Source organism: Brevibacillus sp. MER 51 (genome assembly GCF_023714195.1).
Taxonomy (GTDB): Bacteria; Bacillota; Bacilli; order Brevibacillales; family Brevibacillaceae; genus Brevibacillus.
In genome coordinates this window covers 108,289-127,480 of record NZ_JAMAUS010000014.1, presented here as the reverse complement: position 1 = coordinate 127,480, position 19,192 = coordinate 108,289, and the positions used below count along the sequence as shown (strand labels likewise).

Annotated in this window: 18 protein-coding genes and 1 riboswitch; of the genes, 3 read left to right on the top strand and 15 right to left on the bottom strand. The window is 46.5% G+C overall.

Annotated elements, in window-relative coordinates; translation table 11 throughout:
- The first annotated feature begins 7 nt into the window (after positions 1 to 7).
- Positions 8 to 88, top strand: a complete 81-nt coding sequence (locus M3630_RS31250; RefSeq protein ID WP_353057225.1) for an IS3 family transposase — start codon at positions 8 to 10, stop codon at positions 86 to 88.
- Positions 89 to 158: 70 nt separating this feature from the next.
- Here the strand turns inward: M3630_RS31250 and M3630_RS24880 are convergent, their stop codons facing one another.
- The 8 genes from M3630_RS24880 to M3630_RS24845 all read right to left on the bottom strand — a co-directional run bounded on the left by M3630_RS24880 (position 159) and on the right by M3630_RS24845 (position 9,680).
- On the bottom strand, positions 159 to 1,808 hold the full coding sequence (locus M3630_RS24880) for a peptide ABC transporter substrate-binding protein (RefSeq protein ID WP_251253887.1): 1,650 nt from the start codon (positions 1,806 to 1,808) through the stop codon (positions 159 to 161).
- A gap of 189 nt (positions 1,809 to 1,997) precedes the next feature.
- Positions 1,998 to 2,837, bottom strand: coding sequence for a MetQ/NlpA family ABC transporter substrate-binding protein (locus M3630_RS24875; RefSeq protein ID WP_221866636.1), 840 nt, complete (start codon positions 2,835 to 2,837; stop codon positions 1,998 to 2,000).
- A 60-nt stretch (positions 2,838 to 2,897) separates the two neighbouring features.
- Positions 2,898 to 3,563: a methionine ABC transporter permease gene (locus M3630_RS24870; RefSeq protein ID WP_173611904.1), complete on the bottom strand. Its 666-nt coding sequence runs from the start codon at positions 3,561 to 3,563 to the stop codon at positions 2,898 to 2,900.
- The gene (locus M3630_RS24865; RefSeq protein ID WP_251253886.1) at positions 3,564 to 4,577 is read right to left on the bottom strand and encodes a methionine ABC transporter ATP-binding protein; all 1,014 of its coding nucleotides are present in this window, start codon (positions 4,575 to 4,577) and stop codon (positions 3,564 to 3,566) included. It abuts the gene before it with no gap.
- Positions 4,578 to 4,677: 100 nt separating this feature from the next.
- A riboswitch (SAM riboswitch) is annotated at positions 4,678 to 4,794 on the bottom strand.
- A 107-nt stretch (positions 4,795 to 4,901) separates the two neighbouring features.
- On the bottom strand, positions 4,902 to 6,035 hold the full coding sequence (locus M3630_RS24860; RefSeq protein ID WP_251253885.1) for a Ger(x)C family spore germination protein: 1,134 nt from the start codon (positions 6,033 to 6,035) through the stop codon (positions 4,902 to 4,904).
- Positions 6,035 to 7,159, bottom strand: coding sequence for a GerAB/ArcD/ProY family transporter (locus M3630_RS24855; RefSeq protein WP_251253884.1), 1,125 nt, complete (start codon positions 7,157 to 7,159; stop codon positions 6,035 to 6,037). The genes M3630_RS24860 and M3630_RS24855 overlap by 1 nt, the downstream gene beginning before the upstream one ends.
- Positions 7,160 to 7,170: 11 nt before the next feature.
- Positions 7,171 to 8,622, bottom strand: coding sequence for a spore germination protein (locus M3630_RS24850; protein ID WP_251253883.1), 1,452 nt, complete (start codon positions 8,620 to 8,622; stop codon positions 7,171 to 7,173).
- 71 nt (positions 8,623 to 8,693) lie between these two features.
- Entirely contained in the window at positions 8,694 to 9,680 is a 987-nt protein-coding gene (locus M3630_RS24845; protein WP_251253882.1) for an LCP family protein, read from the bottom strand.
- A gap of 187 nt (positions 9,681 to 9,867) precedes the next feature.
- Here M3630_RS24845 and M3630_RS24840 point away from each other — a divergent pair, with 187 nt between their 5' ends.
- The gene (locus M3630_RS24840) at positions 9,868 to 11,097 is read left to right on the top strand and encodes an MFS transporter (RefSeq protein ID WP_251253881.1); all 1,230 of its coding nucleotides are present in this window, start codon (positions 9,868 to 9,870) and stop codon (positions 11,095 to 11,097) included.
- Positions 11,098 to 11,156: 59 nt separating this feature from the next.
- On the opposite strand, the gene M3630_RS24835 is transcribed toward M3630_RS24840, so the two are convergent.
- The 6 genes from M3630_RS24835 to M3630_RS24810 all read right to left on the bottom strand — a co-directional run bounded on the left by M3630_RS24835 (position 11,157) and on the right by M3630_RS24810 (position 18,096).
- Entirely contained in the window at positions 11,157 to 12,875 is a 1,719-nt protein-coding gene (locus tag M3630_RS24835) for a DUF4179 domain-containing protein (protein WP_251253880.1), read from the bottom strand.
- Positions 12,872 to 13,426 (bottom strand): RNA polymerase sigma factor, encoded by a 555-nt coding sequence (locus tag M3630_RS24830; protein WP_251253879.1) that lies wholly within the window; start codon positions 13,424 to 13,426, stop codon positions 12,872 to 12,874. The genes M3630_RS24835 and M3630_RS24830 overlap by 4 nt, the downstream gene beginning before the upstream one ends.
- Positions 13,427 to 13,668: 242 nt before the next feature.
- Positions 13,669 to 14,376, bottom strand: a complete 708-nt coding sequence (locus M3630_RS24825) for an SDR family oxidoreductase (protein ID WP_251253878.1) — start codon at positions 14,374 to 14,376, stop codon at positions 13,669 to 13,671.
- A 672-nt stretch (positions 14,377 to 15,048) separates the two neighbouring features.
- The gene (locus M3630_RS24820; protein ID WP_173611894.1) at positions 15,049 to 15,477 is read right to left on the bottom strand and encodes a BrxA/BrxB family bacilliredoxin; all 429 of its coding nucleotides are present in this window, start codon (positions 15,475 to 15,477) and stop codon (positions 15,049 to 15,051) included.
- 79 nt (positions 15,478 to 15,556) lie between these two features.
- The gene (gene rnjA, locus M3630_RS24815; RefSeq protein ID WP_047073943.1) at positions 15,557 to 17,227 is read right to left on the bottom strand and encodes a ribonuclease J1; all 1,671 of its coding nucleotides are present in this window, start codon (positions 17,225 to 17,227) and stop codon (positions 15,557 to 15,559) included.
- Positions 17,228 to 17,325: 98 nt separating this feature from the next.
- Positions 17,326 to 18,096, bottom strand: coding sequence for a hypothetical protein (locus tag M3630_RS24810; protein WP_173611893.1), 771 nt, complete (start codon positions 18,094 to 18,096; stop codon positions 17,326 to 17,328).
- 103 nt (positions 18,097 to 18,199) lie between these two features.
- Between M3630_RS24810 and M3630_RS24805 the strand changes: the two genes are divergently transcribed.
- Complete coding sequence (locus M3630_RS24805) at positions 18,200 to 18,538, top strand: YqzG/YhdC family protein (protein WP_251253877.1); 339 nt, start codon at positions 18,200 to 18,202, stop codon at positions 18,536 to 18,538.
- On the opposite strand, the gene M3630_RS24800 is transcribed toward M3630_RS24805, so the two are convergent.
- The gene (locus M3630_RS24800; RefSeq protein WP_251253876.1) at positions 18,535 to 19,161 is read right to left on the bottom strand and encodes an SCO family protein; all 627 of its coding nucleotides are present in this window, start codon (positions 19,159 to 19,161) and stop codon (positions 18,535 to 18,537) included. The genes M3630_RS24805 and M3630_RS24800 overlap by 4 nt on opposite strands.
- Positions 19,162 to 19,192 lie beyond the last annotated feature (31 nt).

Here is a 19,192-nt window from a genome sequence, read left to right as displayed (position 1 = left end):
AAATTACATCTGTTTTTATAACCAAGATCGAATTCAGGAAAAATTGAACTACCTGTCTCCATACGAGTATGGGAAACAGGTAGCCTAGGTGCTTTTTCAACGTCTCATTAATTAGGGTCAGTCCAATTTCGTTGGCCTCGGGATTTTTGTTCTATTCGTTACTCTGTCATCTCTGCCCACTTTAGGTCGATAAATCCGAGTCCATCCACTTGAACGCCTTTCACCTTGTCACTTTGCACCCACACATCCACATCCGTGAACAGCGGGATTAACGGCATGGCATCCATAAAGATTTGTTCAGCCTCTGCAAATAGCTGCTTGCGTTTCTCTGGGTCAATTTCTACCGATGACTGTTTCAGCAGCTCTTGGTAGCGCGAATCTTCCCAGCCCGTATCATTATTGCCTGTTTTACCATCCCGAAACATTTCCAGGTAGTTCATTGGATCATTAAAGTCTGCATTCCAACCGATACGGCCCATCTCGTAATTGAGTTCGTGCATATCCTGCAAATGAACGGCGGACTCCTTCACCATGATCTTTATATCAATGCCGAGCTTTTGTTTCCATTGGTCCTGAATCGCTTCGGCAATTTTCTTATGTCTATCGCTTGGATTGTAAGACAAGGTGATCGGAGGCAGCGTTGTCATGTTGAGCTCCTTCATGCCTTCTTCCAGCAGCTTTTTCGCTGTTTCTACATCATTATCCTTGAAGTATCCGTCTTTTTTGATAATCATGGATTGCGGCAGCATCCCCATCGTTGGCACCTGTCCGACTTGTGTGATGTTATCTACGATGGTTTGACGATCTACCGAGTATGCCAGTGCTTTACGAATTTTCACGTTGCTGAGCGGCCCTTTTGTCGTATTCATCTTGTACCAATACATCGTTGCTTTTGGATGAACAACGAGTTTGCCCGACTCTTTTAGTGACGGAATCGCATCGGTGGGAAGTCCACCGAGTGGCTGGCCTGCCCAATCCAGCTCACCGTTCTCGAACATGGACAGGGCTGTATTATCGTCCTCGATCATCGCAAATTCAATGCGATCTAGCTTTACTACGTCTTTATCCCAGTAGTGCTCATTCTTTTCAAGCACGATCTTGCTCTTGTGCTCCCACGCTGTCATCTTAAATGGACCGTTGCTTACGTGCGTCGCCGCTTCGTTTGCCCATTTCGGATTGGCCTCCACTACTTTTTTGTTAACCGGGTAGTATGTGTAGAAAGCCGTCAGCTCCAAGAAGTAAGGCGTTGGATTCTCCAGCGTGACTTCCAGTGTTTTGTCATCGAGAGCCTTTGCACCGAGTTCGTCGGGTTTCATCTTGCCCTCGTGAATCGGCTTCGCATTTTTAATGTAGTACAGCTGATAGGCATACTCGGCACCAAATGTCTTGCCGAGAGCACGCTTCCATGCATACACGAAGTCATGGGCAGTGACTGGATCTCCATTGCTCCACTTGGAGTCGCGAAGCGTGAACGTATACACCAGTTTGTCATCCGAGAGCTTCACATCGGATGCTACTGAGTTCACTGGCTTAGCATTTGCATCGAAACGCGTCAAGCCATCAAAAGTAGCACGGATGATCGCTCCCGAAGTGGCATCCTTCGCAAGACCGGGGTCCGCTGTCGAAGGCTCACTCACAATGTTCGCCCGAAATACTTGCGGCCTTGCATTTGCAGGCTTTTCAGCTGATACTGCGGTTCCCTCAGCCGGAGGGGTTGTCGTTGATGGCTGCGTACTCGTCGAACATCCAGCTAACATGCTTCCGGCGACCAGCATCGCGCCAAGAAACAACTTGAGATTTCTATTCATCAGAAAATTCCCCCTTATCTATATTTTCCCACTTCAAACACAATATACTCGACGGGAAATAAGTTGAAAACGGGGACGAGATAGATTTAACTAAATTTTATAAAAATTCACTTTATTATAAATAAAAATGAAACCCAACCAGCTTTGGAGGCCAAGTTGGGTTTCTTTGATTGATCAATTATTTCTTCATTAGAACGCTGGAATAATCGCGCCTTTGTATTCATCTTCAATGAACTTTTTCACTTCAGGTGAGTTCAGTTCTTTTGCCAGCTTTTGAATGGCTTCGGAATCTTTGTTGTCAGGACGAGCTACCAAGAAGTTTGCGTATGGAGAATCTTTATCTTCAATAAACAGAGCGTCTTTCGTTGGAACAAGCTTTGCTTCCAGCGCGTAGTTCGTATTGATCAACGCCAGATCTACTTCTTCCAGAACGCGCGGCAACATTGCTGCTTCTACTTCTTTGAATTTCAGGTTTTTCTTGTTCTCAACAACGTCTTTCACTGTACCGCTGATGCCAGCGCCTTCTTTCAGTTTGATCACGCCGTTTTTCTCCAAGAGTGCGAGTGCGCGACCGCTGTTTGTTGGGTCGTTTGGCAGCGCGATTGTTGCGCCATCAGCTAATTCATCTACCGATTTTATTTTTTTGCTGTAAGCGCCGAATGGCTCAATGTGTACAGCCACTACTGGCACCAGGTTCATGTTTTGTCCTTTATTGAAATCTTCCAGGTAAGGCTTGTGCTGGAAGAAGTTTGCGTCGAGTTGTTTTTCGTTCACTTGAACGTTAGGCTGTACGTAATCAGTGAACTCTTGGACTTCCAGGTTCACGCCCTGTTCTTTCAGTTTTGGTTGAATAAATTTCAAGATTGCTGCATGTGGAACGGGAGAAGCGCCTACCTTCAATGTTACTTCCTTTTGTCCGCCTTGTGCGCCGCCTTCAGCTGGAGCAGGTGCTGTTTCCGTTTTGCCTCCGCAAGCTGCCAAAGAAAATGCCAATACAGTAGAAAGTACAGATACGACTAGCTTTTTCATGAATGATTTCCCCCTTGCATGTATTTCATCTTATTTTTTGAAAATCTATATGGAAAGATCCTATTTGCGGCTGAATTTCAGAACCAGACGGTCCCCCAGCGATTGTAAGATCTGTACCATCACCAGCAAAATAACAACAGTCACAATCATGACATCGGTTTGGAAACGCTGATAACCGTATCGGATCGCCAAGTCACCCAAACCACCGCCGCCAATTACCCCAGACATTGCCGTGTAGGAGACCAGTGTTACCGTCGTGATCGTAATACCTGCGATCAGACCTGACCTAGACTCTGGCAAAAGGACATTCCAGACGATCTGCCAATTGGAAGCACCCATAGATTGTGCGGCCTCAATCACGCCTTTATCAATCTCACGCAGAGAGGTTTCCACCAAACGTGCGAAAAATGGAGCGGCCCCAAACACGAGCGGCGGAATGGCACCCAGTACACCGAGTGAGGTTCCTACGAGCATTTTCGTCACAGGAATCAGCAAGATCATCAAAATGATAAATGGTACCGAGCGCAATACGTTGACAACGAATGATGCGATCGTATAAAAAGTGCGGTTTTGCAAAAGCTGTCCGCGAGAAGTCAAAAACAGAATGATGCCCAACGGCAAACCAATCAGGACGGTAAACAGGGTGGAAAAGCCAAGCATCGTGAGCGTGTCCATCGTACCTTCGCCGATTTCAGCCCAATCCACATTTTCGAATGTCCAGTCCATTTATATCACCTCTACTTCCAAGCCACGTTGGCGCAGCGTCTCGATGGTCTTTTGATTCTGTGCGACATCGCCTTCCAGCTCGATCACCAACTGACCATACGGCGTATCTTTCATGCGGGAGATTGTTCCCTGCAAAATACTGAACACCGTACCGGTCTCTTGCATCGTTTGGAACAAGATCGGCTGGTACGTTTTTTCTCCGAGGAAGGTGACACGAGCAATCGTGCGGTTCCCCGAGGCTTTTTCGTGCTCGACTGCTTCGCGCAGCTCTGTAGAATCTGCTACTTGTTCCACGAATTCTTGTGTCGTTGGATGCTTCGGACGAAGGAATACATCCAGTACGTTGCCCGACTCGACGATCTTTCCTCCGTCAATCACGCCGACACGATCACAAATAGAGCGAATGACGTGCATCTCGTGAGTAATCAACACTATGGTCAAGCCCAGCTTGCGGTTGATGTCCAAGAGCAGTCCCAGAATGGAGTTCGTCGTCTGCGGATCAAGAGCCGATGTAGCTTCGTCGCAGAGCAGCACTTTTGGATCATTCGCGAGCGCACGGGCGATCCCGACACGTTGCTTCTGTCCGCCAGACAGCTGGGACGGATATTTGTCCTTATGTGCCTCCAAGCCCACCAGCTTCAGCAGTTCGTTTACTTTCTTATCAATCTCTGCCTTTGGACGCTTTGCCAGCTTGAGCGGAAAAGCGACATTTTCGCCGACTGTCGAAGAAGACAGCAAGTTGAAGTGCTGAAAAATCATGCCGATTGAGCGGCGCTTTTCTTGCAGCTTCCCTTCATCCAGCTTTGTCAAATCGACGCCGTCCACAATAACTTCCCCTGAAGTTGGGCGCTCTAGCAAATTGATGCATCGGATCAATGTACTTTTCCCGGCACCCGAATGTCCAATGATCCCGTAAATTTCGCCTTGCTCTATGGAAAGGTCGATCCCCGTTAACGCTGGGATGGTTTTACCTTGAACTTGATAGCTTTTATGCAATTGACGCAATTGGATCAACGCATCCACCTCCCGACCATAATCTTGATAAAAATATGAAAACCCCTTTTTCATAAACGAAAAAGGGGCTGCAACGCAATGTATACGTTCGCATCCACCCTTCTCATCTACACAAGATCCAAACAATCCTGTAGGAATTGGCACCGCGACGTTCATTCGAAAATGAACCGGCTGCCGGGCTTCATAGGGCCTGTCCCTCCGCCTCTCTTGATAAGAAAGATATCTACGTATATTATGTTCGTTTTTTCTATTTCTTGATGATACAAAACGGATTATATCCTTTTTGAAAATATCACGTCAATAGTAATAGCAGGAAAAAGTTTTTTAATCCATGACGCCGTTGCGTATTATGGTCGACTTTACGTGAAAGTGAAATGTCGCACCTTTGAACATCTTTCTCCATTCGGCCTGCGTCATATTTGCCTTCCCTCTTCTATTTGAACGATACACGATCCCGAACCCAGCTGGATCGACATTGAGGTCCTGCAATTTGTGGACTACTTTCTGCAGTTCTTTTCCGAGCTCTTCTTCCAGTGCATGTTCCATGATTTTCATCAACCTTGCATTCTCTAGCTTCAGCGGGAGGGTTAATTCCAAAATCCGCGCATTTAATCGGATGTAAATATCAAAGATCGGGGGAGATACTTGGGTCAGCTCGATTTTTGAATGGCTGGAAATCGTATCAAAGACAAGCTGCACACGATCATTTTTACTTCCGTGATTCTTGTGCACCTCGCCAAAAATATGAGCAGGGACAGAAGTATCGTAGCTCCCAATCCTGAATTTGCCATGCATGAGCTTGATTAAAAAGGCTTCCTTTGGTGTGATCCACCCTACATAACGCTCCCCTTGAAATAATGCGATACCCTTGATTTGCAGCTCATTTCCCTTTTTTGCAATAAACGGCATGATCGGGTCGATTCCTTTGTCATAATAAGCTCGAAAAAACTCATGCATGGTGGAAGACGGAATTTTTTCCCCTTCAATATTTTGCTCAATCATACGGTATAGATAGATTCCGATATTCCCTGCTTCAGAATAGGGATACGTTAACATATCATATGTTTCGCCTTCGAAAAGGCAAAGATAAACCCTGCTGGAAATAGAGGAATCCCGATACAACGTGTCAACGATACTGCCAAGTCCACGCTTTGCCAATTTTTCACTGTAGAGTGCGACACGTATTTGCCCACCCAATACTCTTTTATCTGATTGTAAATTGATCCGATCCCGAATTCCCTTGCTGGTTTCACCAGTAGCTGAAAAAACCTGTATCTTTTCTTTCGCCTCTGGATTAATGGAGGGCATGATTGCTGTCCCCCGAATGTTTCCATCCTTTAACAGATCATATCCGACAGCCGTGGCAAGTCCTGTCTCATCAAAAATTTGCCGATCTGAACAGCCTGCCAGAACAAGGACACATGAACACCACAAGGCAAAAAGACGCTTGGGCAGCATCAGGCACTCTCTCCTTTGCTGGTTGGTTTCGCCCTTTGCTTTCGTTGCTTCAGCCAGACCATCAGGTACAAAAAATAGGGGTACACGTATATAATGTACAGGGTTATATGCGAGTAAATATTCGTCATCCGACTCATCTCCTGCCTGGAAAGCAGCGACAAGGAGGCTACATAAATCACGGGTATAATCCAATACAACGAATGACGTAGATTGAATCCGAACAAGCGCTTGAGACCTCGGGCAGAAGCCCACAAATACAGCATGATATTCGGCAAGATCACGAGAAGCCATAACGAAATGACAACCAGCTCAAACCTTTCCAGAATAGGGAGGTACACCATCTTTTGCATATTGAGTGTCGCCCAGATCGTTCTCATGAGCTGACCCTGACTAAAAAAGACCAGCGCCACAATCATGACTAGCAAATAGATCAGATACGTCACCAGCACCCCCAACTGTACACTTTTTTGTACCCTCTCTTTATTTTGTACATATGGATAGGCAACGTAGAGGATCTCAAAGCCGGCACTGGTCAAAGACATGGCAATCATTCCATTGAAAAGGTTCTCCAGGCTGGTGTCCATAACGGGAAACAAATATTCCCACCTGGCAAATTTCAAGGGGAAATATAACTCAAATATCATCCATATCGTGACCATAAAGGAGAACAATGCATAGCCTGCGATGACTCTTATCCCCCCTACGACTGTGTAAAACGCTAGAAACAGGATGATTCCTGACAGAACCCACGTAGGTAAATTCGGAAACATCCAGGTTTGAACAACTTCAATGTAGGTGCGTAAAATGACTCCAGCCGACACAAAAAAATAGGTCAAATAAATGATGCTAATCCCTGTTCCCAGCCACTTTCCATACACATCTTCCTGAATTCCGTAAATATCGGCTGAGGGGTATTTTTGCAACGTCTTGTTAATGGTCATCACCGTAAGATGAGTAAACAAGGCAGCGAGTACGACAGATATCCAAGCATCGTGCCCCGCTTCCTTGGCAATGATTCGTTGGAAGCCCAAAATGCCCATCCCTATCTGCGTGCCATGCACAAGAACCCCTGCAAGAAATGCCGTTATCGAATTGTCCTTGCTTACATCGATGTTGATCTTCATAGCCGCCTCGCTTACTCGTCAATGTCTTTCTTCTCTTTGGCTCTAGCCCTGTCAAAGCGTGATATTCGTTTTGGGTTAAAAAACTTGAGCCGTTCCGAAAGGGAGGATAAGGGAGCGCGTATAAAGCCATCCTTCCAGTCTGAAAATCGTACGGGATAAATCGGGTACATATAAGGACGGCCCAGACTGGTCTGGCGAAGCAAATGACTGGCTAAATAACTAAAACCGACCACAATGCCTAATGCACCCAGCACACCTGCCAGCAAAATCATTGGAAAACGAACCACCCGGATTGTAGAGCCGATCATATAGCTAGGCGCGATAAAGGATGACAAAGCCCCGAGAGCAACGATAATAATCAAAATATTACTGGTGAATCCGGCCTGAACGATAGCTTGTCCGATAACAATACCGCCTACAATACCAATCGTCTGACCGACCTTGGTCGGCAGCCTCGCCCCCGCTTCCCGCAAAAGCTCAATGATCAGCTCCATCAGGATGGCCTCCCACAGTGGTGGAAACGGTACCCGAGAGCGCGACTGTGCGAGAGAAAGCAACAGATCAGCTGGAATCATCTCGTAATGATAGGTCAGCGCAGCCACGTAGATCGGGGTCAGGATCAGGGACAAAATCATGGCAAAGATTCGCATGAGCCTGTTAAAAGTAGCGAGACTCCAGCGCAAGTAATAGTCATCTGGCGACTGAAAAAATTGCAATAGGGTGGTGGGGCCGAGTAAAGCAAACGGGCTCCCCTCTACGAGTATGGCAATCTGCCCTTGTCGCAAACCGTGTACGACTCTGTCTGGACGCTCTGTTTGTTGAAGAGTAGGAAATAATGATTTCTCATTGTCTGCGATATGCTGAGCCAGTATGGTAGAATCCAGACTGGTGTCCAATTCCAGATGATTAATCCGTTGACGCACCGTATTCACATTTTCCTCATCGACCGTCCCACTCATATACAGCATCGACACATTCATCGGTATGGTTTTCCCCACGCTCAATCGTTCATGGAACAATCTAGGGGTAGACATATATTTGCGAATGATGCAGATGTTCACATTCAGTTCTTCTACAAAGGCGATCTGTGGGCCGAGTACAACGGTTTCAATTTCTGGTGCTTGAATGTTTCTGCCAACTGAGCCATCACTGGGGAACGCCAAGCCATAGGACGATTCCTCCACTTGAATGACAATATGACCGCTGAGTAAACGCTCAATGGCTTCCCCTTCATCGAAGACTCGGCTGCTGCTAGACGCTCCTAGGTGCTGAGCAATCACTTCAATCCCGCTTTCCTCCAAACAAATCTCGCGTAGCTTCGGGATGAGCTCACTGTAAACAACTTTGGCATCCGCCATGGTCGATAAAAAGAAAAGTCGCACGCGGCCCTCAGGCTCATCAATATGTTCAGTGACCAAGTCGCTAGTATGTGAAAACCAATTGCGCGCACTCTCTCGATCCATCGACACTGTCACCTCAGCACTTAGAAAATCATGGTTAGTCTTTCCTAAAAAACACAAAAAAAACAGCACGCTTAGTTTTGCGTGCTGCTTTTCTTTTCTCCCACGGTTTGATCTGTTGCTTCTGTAGGAGGTGCGATTTTTTCCTGGATAAACGACTGAACCTGATCGACATTCGGAACCAGAACTGAACCTGCGCGGTGCGATTCGCGGAACATCCCCATTGGCGGCAACTGATAGTTACCTGGCTCTAACGTATTCAATTTTAATCCGAGTGCAGACAGCTTGAGCATGTCCACCGAGCTAATATTGGTTTGAACATACGGTGTTACTTCCTTCAAAATGGTAGGAAGCTGCATCAAGGTCGTACCATTTTTCATCTGATCCACGACTGCCGTCATTAATTTCCGCTGACGCTCGGTCCGTGTATAATCGGAGGTCGCATCATGGCGGAAACGGACATACTGCAAAGCTTTGTCTCCATTCAGCTTTTGCAGGCCTTTTTTCAGATTAATATCGTAGACACCCTTGTCGGTCGGGTCATGATAGTACATGTTTTTTTCTACATCGATCTCGACTCCGCCTACTGCATCAATCAGAGCCTTGAAGCCTTCAAAGTCAGTAATCACGTAACGATCTACCGGAAGTCCAGTGAACTGGCTAACCGTCTCCATTGCCAGCTCAGGTCCGCCTTCTACAATCGCAGAGTTGATCCGCGAGCTACCTTTACCAGGAATATCTACATACGTATCACGCAGGATTGAAAACATATCATAACGTTTCCCCGTAGGATCGATGCTGACCAGCATCATGGAGTCAGAACGAGGAAGCCCGTTATTTTTCATTCCTCTGCGGTCTACTCCCATCAGCAGGATGTTGACCCGTTCCTTGCCATCCCACTCTGGTATTTCTGCTGCTTTGGTTGGATTCCCACCACTAGGCGGTGCGATATTGGGCTCTTGAATATTTTGAGTAAATTGATAAAAAGAGTATCCGTAATATCCAGCTGTCGCAGCCATCACGACAAGCAAAAGAAGCAACACTCGTTTCCATATTTTCATAAAGTCCACCTTTATTCTCTCTATCCTCAGTTGATGTCATCTCTCCACTTTGATTAGTATACTCGAATTTGCGGAAAGTGGAGCAGCCTTTATTTGGGTACCTGTGACATTATAAACATTTTAATTTACAAAGTTCGGAATATTAACTATACTATTCTTATCCTTAGATGGTAAGGGGTGCATTCGCGTGATATCACCGTCCGCTTTCCTCAATCGCTATCCACGTGAGGCCATTTTCTTCCTCATCGCCAGCTTTATTAACTCCTCCGGGAGCGCTTTTATGTGGCCGCTTACTACCTTATACGTACATACCATTTTGCAACGCTCCATGACAGAAGCCGGATTCGTCTTGATGATCCAATCTCTGGCTGGAATCTTCGGCCAATTCATCGGCGGATCGTTGTTTCATCGACTCGGTGCCAAACGTCTTATTGTCGGAGCATTGATTATTCAAGGACTTATTCAGTTTTCCATTCCTTTCGTTCAGAGCTGGCCTGTCTACCTGATTCTTATGATGGGGCTTGGCTTTACCTTTAACCTGTCATTCCCGGCTATTCAAGCATTTATCGGTTTTCGCTGGAAGGAACAGCGTCGCGAATTATTTAACATCGTCTACGTCGGCAATAATTTGGGGATGGCAATCGGAACCGCGTTGGCTGGCGTCATTGCCACTTTATCCTTCCAGCTTACTTTTTGGTTCAACAGCACGAGCACCTTATTGTTTGCCTTGTTCTTCTTCCTTTTTATGAAGAATATATCCCATCAGGAGCTGGTCGGAGAACAACAGGAGGAACAGCAAAAACATCGGGAGAAAAACAACTTTACCCTGCTATTCCGCTACCAATTGTACTTGTTTATGGCGTTGGGCGCAGCATTGATTTTCTTTTCCAATACGGTATGGAACACTGGCGTTGCTCCTTACATTACAGAGCAGGGTATGCCACTGTCTTCGTATAGCTGGCTGTGGACGATTAATGGCATCATCATTTTTGCCGGGCAGCCCATCACGTCCTGGATCAAGCGGCTGTTGAATCAGAGCTTGTCTGCCCAACTCGTCGTCAGTGCCATCGCGTATGCTGTCGGTTTTGGGTGTATGCTGGCTTACCACGGTAGTTATTACGCATTTGTTGTCGGAATGGTTATCACTACATTTGGAGAAATGCTCATCTCGCCTACTATCCCTACTTTTATATCGGAAAAAACCGGAGAGAATGCACCCTTTTATTTGGGGGTCGTAGGGGCGATTACAACTGGTGGAAGGCTCTTGGGGCCGCTGGCTATGGGGTTCATGTATGACCATGGCGGAATTCATCCAGCTCTGTTCTTGGCAACACTTGTCTCTGCGGGTTCGGTCCTGCTCTGTCTGTTACATGCTTATTTTCATCGGGAAAAACAAACAGAGGTTGCTAAATACTGATTTCAATTGCCAAAAAGCCGCCCGATCCTTTTTCAGGAACTGGCGGCTTTTTGGTTACACTACTTCTTTTCTTCCTTAATGGATACTTCCCAATCTGCCTTATGCTCTTTGTACATCGCGTTGAAACCAACCGTCAGTTCCTTCACATCTGCATTTTCACTCCAAACCTTCAGTTGGCCTGTGATGTTCGATGTGCCGTCCTCATTGACTGTCTGGTCGAATAAGAAATTGCCCCCTTCATCATTCCCCTTATCATCGGACACCTTCCACTCGTATGGAACTCCGACAATATCTTTGGCAAACTTGCCCTCTACTTCAATTGTGTAAACCGTAATATCATCTTCCATTTCCTTCTTCACGGATTTAAAAGTAAATTCATTTCCGTCACTTTTTACAGTGATCGGTTTCTTTTTCAGTTCAGCCAATGGTAGCTTTGTCTGGAGCGTTGACTTTTCTGCTGTATAGACTGCATCGAGCTTCAGTGTCAGGTTCTTGGCCGGGTCTATTGGCATGTACGAATGAACCCAACTCGTCAATGGTTCCCTTCTTGTATAGTCCATGTGCGAGTAACTCCCCGCGCCATAACTCTCGGCTATCATAACGAGATTGTCATCCCTTTCATCATCGTGCATCATGTCATCCCATTTGCCCACTACGGTACCCGTTTCATCCACGAGCTCGTAACGAATGCCCTGTAGTTTTCTATCTGGCTTGCTGGTCGTAAACTTCAGCTCCGTACCAGTAGGGGCGAAGCGCGCTTCCTCTAACTCCACTGTGGTCCCGGTCGGAGTTTCTAACTGCTTGTTCACCGCTACTGTTTTCATGGCTGCTTTTGCTGGTCGCATATCAATCGGGATATCGAAATTCCACGTGCCTTTCGTATCTGTCAGGCGCTTCACGCGCATTTCCAAAATCAATTCGTCCGGCATTGGATTCGCTTCATTAAAGAAATCGTCCATATCGCTTTGGTAGCCGAAGGCGAAGTTTTCACCGTTCGGCAGGGGCAGCCAGCGCAGCAATTCCTGCGATTTATCATCTATTCTCGTGATTACTTTGCCATTTTTATCTTTCAGTCGAACTTCCCTGAATTCATTCAAATTGTCGCTAGAAATGAACGTGAACTGATCCTTCCAGAACGAAGGAAGCTTTTTGCCTGACGAGTCCTTCACAGAGCCCAGAACTATGATACGCAAGGGATCAGCTACAACCGCATTGATTTCCATGGTCAGCCCTTGGTCTGTCACCTTCATGTCAAGCGGCTGTACAAAGCCGTTTTCTGCCGCTTTCAGTACACCTATGTCCGTCTGTTTTTTATCAAACAGGTCGACTACTTGTTTCGCATTATATGGCCCTTTTGTTACCGTTATCTCACTCGGATTGATCGATGCATAGATCCCATTCATATAGCTCGCAAACGTAGGAGAAACTGCTGTTCCGAATGTGACTACCATAGCCAACCCTGCAACTGCAATCGTTGTTTTCTTCACAATATCCACACTCCGCTTTTTCCAATTTATTTGAACCGGTTGTTTTTGAACAGGTTTGAGCACGTTCATCGGGTATGCGGGGAGCTTTGCCATGACATTTTGGATAGTTGCCCCCGTCTGCCATGCATCTTCTGTTTCATCATCGGGTGTATCCAGCTCATCCAAATATTGCTCAAACTTGCTTTGGCACACGCTGCATGTATCCAGATGCCGTTGTATTTCTTGTTTCATTCGAAAAGGAAGCTTGTCTTCCAAATACGCGTTCAGCATGAATGTATCCAAACATGTCATAGGTAGAGATCCCCTCCTTTACCCGAATTCGTAATGGCATTTTTGAGCTTAACCCTGCCTCTGGAAAGACGTGTACGCACCGTACTGATGGGAACATCCAGCTCCTTACTAATTTCTTCGTAGCTCAAAAATTGGAGGTAGCGCAGTTCCAGGACGACGCGGTATTTGGACTCCAGGGTCATCATTCGATTTTGCAAAAAGACCCTCTTCTCCTTAGCAAGGTACTCCATTTCAGGTGTTTGGCTGGTAGCCACTTCGATCTCTGCATCCGTAACCGCAATCGACCTTTTCCTGTTACGAAGTTCATCGAAACAATAATTGGTGGCAATCCTGTAGAGCCAGGCACCAAATTCGGAGCTTTTGCTGTAGTCACCCAAATGGTAATACACCTTGATAAAGATCTCCTGAGCCATATCCTGCTCAAGATGCGGCTGTCCGATCATCTTGCGAATGAGCAATCTGACCCTTTTGTTATATTTTTGTATGATCTGAGAATACGCCTCTTTGTTCCCTTGGAGGACCTCCTCAATGATCAGCCTGTCGTCCTGCATCTGTCTTCCTCCCCATATCAAAACCTGTATCGAGGGCTACAGGTTCAAAAAGGTACGCTGCGCAGCTATCACCTTTTTGCTTGTACACCTTAATACGACGGAAAATGGTGGAAAAAGATCGCAACTTTTTTTGAAAAATATTTATGGAAGTCAAATAATCGATGAATAAAGTCTCCCATCGACAGGTACCAAAAAAGCTGCCGAGGGTATCTCGACAGCTAATGACACAATGGCAATGATATTCAGTTGGTTCTTTTTCTCACGGGTGGGCAGGTAAGTGACTTTCCGTTGTCTTGCGGACCAAGACTGATGATGTACGGTACCGCCACACGGCTCCACTCTACCGGATTCGGTGCGGTGTCCACATCTTCTGGTGAGCATGAACGGAGCATAGAAGTATCGATACTACCTCCTGGATCAAGCGTCACGGCTGCCATTCCCTCAGGCAATTCGGCTGCCAATGATTGCGTCAATCCTTCGATAGCGAACTTCGAAGCGCAGTACGGCGATAAAAACGCTTCCCCGTATCTTCCCCAATACGAGCTGATATTGACGACGACTCCACCTTTTGCGCGCTGAACCATAAACGGTAAAAAGGCGCGAATCACATAGAAAACACCATTCACATTGATGTCCATTACTCTTGAAAACTCATTTGCTTCAAGCCCAATGACTGGACTGTTCCGGTTTATAATGGAAGCATTGTTAATCAACAGATCGGGAACTCCCACCTCGGCTTTGATTTCCTCTGCCCACTTTTCCACTTGCTCCATGACCGAAACGTCGACAACAGAAAAATGATGCTGATCTCCGAATTGCCGACGTAATCCTTGCACTTCTTTTTCCGAACGACCGCAGCCTGCAACTGTCCAGCCTGCTTCGTGAAAACGCTCGACCATTTCCCTGCCCAAACCACGTGTCACGCCTGTAATCACTACCAGCTTATTCATTTTCTCTCCTCCTCTATTATTATACTTATTAAACATTTTAGTATAATAATAAAAGGGAATCAATCCCAATAAATTCGAGTTTGGGCTATAGTGTTGGGGAGGAAACAGGAGAAAACGCTCAGCTTCTAGGGCCACCCACTGGGGGATTGACTGCACGACTCCATGCAAAAAGCGAAACCGCGTCCAAAGTGGTCTCTTCAGGATGCATTTCAGAGGTAGCCGCTTAAAGGCGTGTTTCGCTTTTTGAATTGCGTCTCGGTCGGTGTCCCTAAGATCTTCGCTGTTTTCTCCTGTTTCCTCTACGAGCTTTCCTTGTTAATCGGTTTTTTAAAGCCTTAAGAGAATGTAAGGATGTCATCAGTAACGCAAGAGAAGAATATTTCCAGACGTAGCGACTTGTGTAGTCCCACCCAGCGGAGAAATGATTAGCGGGAAAAAGAAACGCAACGTGCCTATACGTCGAAGCGGCTACCACTTTTGCGTTTCCCCGCTAATCATTTCGGAGCGGACAGTACAGGCTTCCCTGCAAGACGGAGCCTGGAGCTTAGACTGGAAATATTCTTCTCTCCACTACAGCTACATTTCAAACGTCAAGAAGAAATGACTGCGTTTTAGCGGAAACTGTAAAAAAAGACACCCGTTACCGGGCGCCTCGTGATGTTTAGTGGTTTCTTATTTGTAAGTGTCGTAAGCGTTGGTCAACAGGCCAGCGATTGTCGCCAGTTCGTTGTTCTCGATCTGATGACGCTCGATCATGGTCATGATTTTGCCGTCTTTCATGATCGCGAAGGAAGGGGAAGATGGAGCATAGCCTTCGAAATACTCACGAGCTTTTGCAGTTGCTTCCTTGTCTTGACCAGCGAATACAGTGAAGATGTTATCCGGCTTGGTAGTGTGGTTCAAGGAATGTACAACTGCTGGACGAGCGAGTCCTGCTGCGCAGCCACAAACCGAGTTCACGACAACCAGTGTCAGGCCTTTTGCATTTGGCAGTGCTTGCTCTACTTCTTCAGCAGTGCGAAGCTCTTGAAAACCATTGCGAGTCAACTCATCGCGCATCGGTTGAATTACTTGGCTCATATATGCTTCATAAGACATCATTGGGCAACTCTCCTTTTTATCACGAAGTTCAACTTACTTATTATTATACCCCGACTGCGCCTACCCGAGAAAGCAGGAGCTACACTTCCATCAAAATGGTAAGAATCATTGGGTTACGGCCTGTTTTTTCATAAATGAACGGCTTGATCACTTCATTAATCTGTGACTTCAGCTCAGACCATTCCTTGATTTTCTTATCCAATGCTTCCTGTAGACGCCCACGAACAAGCTGTGTCGCTTCCTGAATCAAGGATTCTGAACCGCGTACGTATACGAAGCCGCGGCTCACGATATCTGGGCCCGTCAAAATTTTGAAGTTTTTCATATCCAAGCTGACAACGACGACCATCAAGCCATCCTCAGCCAAATGCTTGCGGTCGCGCAGGACGATATTGCCGACGTCGCCGATACCGCTGCCATCAATGAGGACAATCCCTGCTTGTACTTTACTGAGCCACGCTTTTTCGCGGTTGCAATTCAGCACTTCGCCGTTGTCCATAATAAAGATGTTGCTCTCCTCGATCCCAACCTGTTGGGCCAGCTTGGAGTGAGTCTTGAGCATCCGGTATTCCCCGTGGATCGGGATAAAATATTTCGGACGAATGAAGTTCAGCATGAGCTTCAACTCTTCGCTGCTGCCATGACCCGATGCGTGAATATCAAATTCGTGACTCAATACTACGTTAGCACCTGCACGGTACAGCTTGTCTATCGTGCGGCTTACGTTGATCGTGTTTCCTGGAATCGGAGATGCAGAAATGATCACTGTATCTTCTGGATAAATGGAAACAGTGCGATGCGATCCGGATGCAATCCGGGTCAACGCTGCCATCGGCTCACCTTGACTGCCTGTGCAAATAATCAGCACTTGGTTGTCCGCGTAATTATCGATGTGCTTAATATCAATCAGCATGCCCTCTGGCATCTGAATATAGCCCAGCTCTTGACCAATCAAGAATACCTTTTCCATACTGCGGCCAATAACCGCTACTTTGCGATTGCACTGCTCTGCAGCATCTACCACTTGCTGCAGACGATGCACGTTGGAAGCGAAGGTAGCCAGAATGATGCGTCCACGCGCTTTGCGTACCACATCGAGAATCCCTTCCCCTACCGATCTCTCTGACATCGTAAATCCAGGACGCTCACTGTTCGTACTATCGGACAAAAGCGCCAAAACATCTCCGCTCGCACCAATGCGTGCAATTTTTCCGTACTCCGTTGTTTGTCCGACTGGTGTCATGTCAAACTTGAAGTCACCCGTGTGAATGACCATTCCCTCTGGTGTATGGAGCACAATTCCCAGAGAATCTGGAATACTGTGGTTCGTCCGGAAAAATGTCGCCTTCAGCTTCGCAAAAGGAATTTCCGTATCTTCCGAAATCGGAATCAGCTTCACTTCATTTTGCAAACGGTGCTCTTCCAGCTTCGCCTTGACCAAGCCCAGGGTCAGACGACCACCGTAAATCGGCACCTTGATTTGCCGTAAAATATAAGGAATCGCGCCAATGTGATCCTCATGTCCGTGCGTTAACAAAAGTGCTTTGATTTTGTGCTGGTTGTCCACTAAATAGGAAACATCCGGGATAACCAGATCGATACCGAACATTTCGTTCTCGGGGAATTTCACCCCGCAGTCAATGATGATGATTTCGTCCTCATACTCGACGCAGTACATATTTTTTCCGATCTCGCCGAGGCCGCCCATCGCGAAAATCTTAACGTCGCTCAAACTCTTTCCTCCTAACATCGTCGTGCATGATTATGGGAATCCGAACCAAGCATGCCATTCTTATTATATCACAACGTAAGACGTTCGTTTCACCCAGTCTTGTCTATTCCACACATTCATCTTCGGTCAATAATCGAATACTGATACTCCAAATCGGCAACTCGTTCATCGGTAACGACACTAGCTCTCGCCCAGAAGTCGTGCTTCGCATAAGAATCGCCCGTCCATACCTCCGTAATTTCTCCTGAAGAGAGTTGTAGTGGTACGGCCTCGACTTCTTTTAATACGGCGCCGCTTTTGTTTTTCAATCGCAGCTTCAAATCGATCTCCAACGGCTGGTCCGACTGATTCCGTACCAGAATGAGGCTTGAATAAGGATACCCGGCACAATTTTTCGTACACTCTTGTCTGCTGTATACGAGGGCGAGGTCAATGGGCTTCTCATTGTCCATCTTCGCCTCTTTCCACTGGTCTTTTGCTTTTTGTACGACGATAACGTACTCCGCTTTCTTCAAAAAGGGACCCATCCCTAAAAAGGCAGCAGCAAAAAAGCTAAACAAACCAAAAGCTGTGCATAGAAAAACGAGGTTCATCTTCCAAAACTGTTTTCTCATCGTGATCAAAAAGCCAATATACAGGAGGATACAAACAAACACCAACAGGATACAAAAATAGAAAAATACCTCCAAGTCGGCCTCCGTGGGCAGAACAGGAATGCCATACTTCATTTGCCAATATACATTCGCGGCAAAGCAGCCCCCGTAAATCAATACGGCTGAAGCAATCGTGAGCCCCCATTTTTTCCAGAAAGGAGGCTTTTGGAAAATCGCCGCAAGAACCCCCACTAACACAGGAACGCCAAATAAGGGAATGAGCAAGTAATGCATCGAATACCTCCCGCACTTCATTGTCATTATTTTCTACGAATCATATTCCGAAAAGTCTTCAAAATACATGGCAAGCCATTTCGAAAAGGAGAGGGATCAGCAAGTGCAAACCGCTCGTCGCCTATTTCGCTATCGGAACATGATGCCCCTTCTCTCTATCGTACTTTTCCTCTTCATCTTTCAGACGGTCCCTACCTATGCCCAGCCTTCCTATGCAAAATGGGGCAGACTCGCAATGCAGGAAACGATGAAGCGATATCCAAGCGCTCAAATTGTGGATTACCTGCATGTCGGACGAAAACAAAAAACGCCCACCACGTCGGAAGAGACGTTTAAGCTCTTGCTTCAAGAAAGCAATCGCAGGTGGGCGTTACTCGTTCATATTGAATTCGTGAATCAGACAGAAGAAGTCGTAAACATCTCCTATGAGGAGACCCGCTAGTCAGCGAGCTGTACCATCTCTTTCATCATGACATCCAGTTCCATGTTGGCTGCCATCCCGTACGCGCGACGCATGTTTCCATCTCCATCCACCAGGAACATGCGAGCCGTATGTGAATAAGAACCATCTGGCTCCTTAATGACCATCAGACCAAAATCCTTCGTCACTTTCTCTACATCCTGAGCGTCCCCACGCAGGAACTTCCAGCCACTCTGATCTGCCTTGAACTTGGCTGCATACTCCTGCAAGACTTCCGGTGTATCGTTATCAGGGTCAAAAGAAATGGAAACAAACTCCACTTTGTCTCCGAACAGTCCCTTTTCCTTCAGCTGATCTTGCAGTTTGGCCATGTTGAACGTAGTCGCCGGACAAATATCCGGGCACTTGGTAAACATAAACTCTACCAATCGTACCTTGCCAGCACTTGAATTAAATGTATAGGTTGTTCCGTCACTGTTGTCCAAGGTGAAATCCGCGATCGGCTTCAACACTTCGATCTTCTCTTCTGTCATGTAATTATAACCAAATACTCCGATGATAGCCAAAAGGATAATACCAGCTAACACAGGAAACCAATGTTTTTTCATTGCAGATTCCTGCTGCAATTGTGCTCCTTCACTCACGGGTTGCTACCTCCCTGCTTGTCCCATGCGT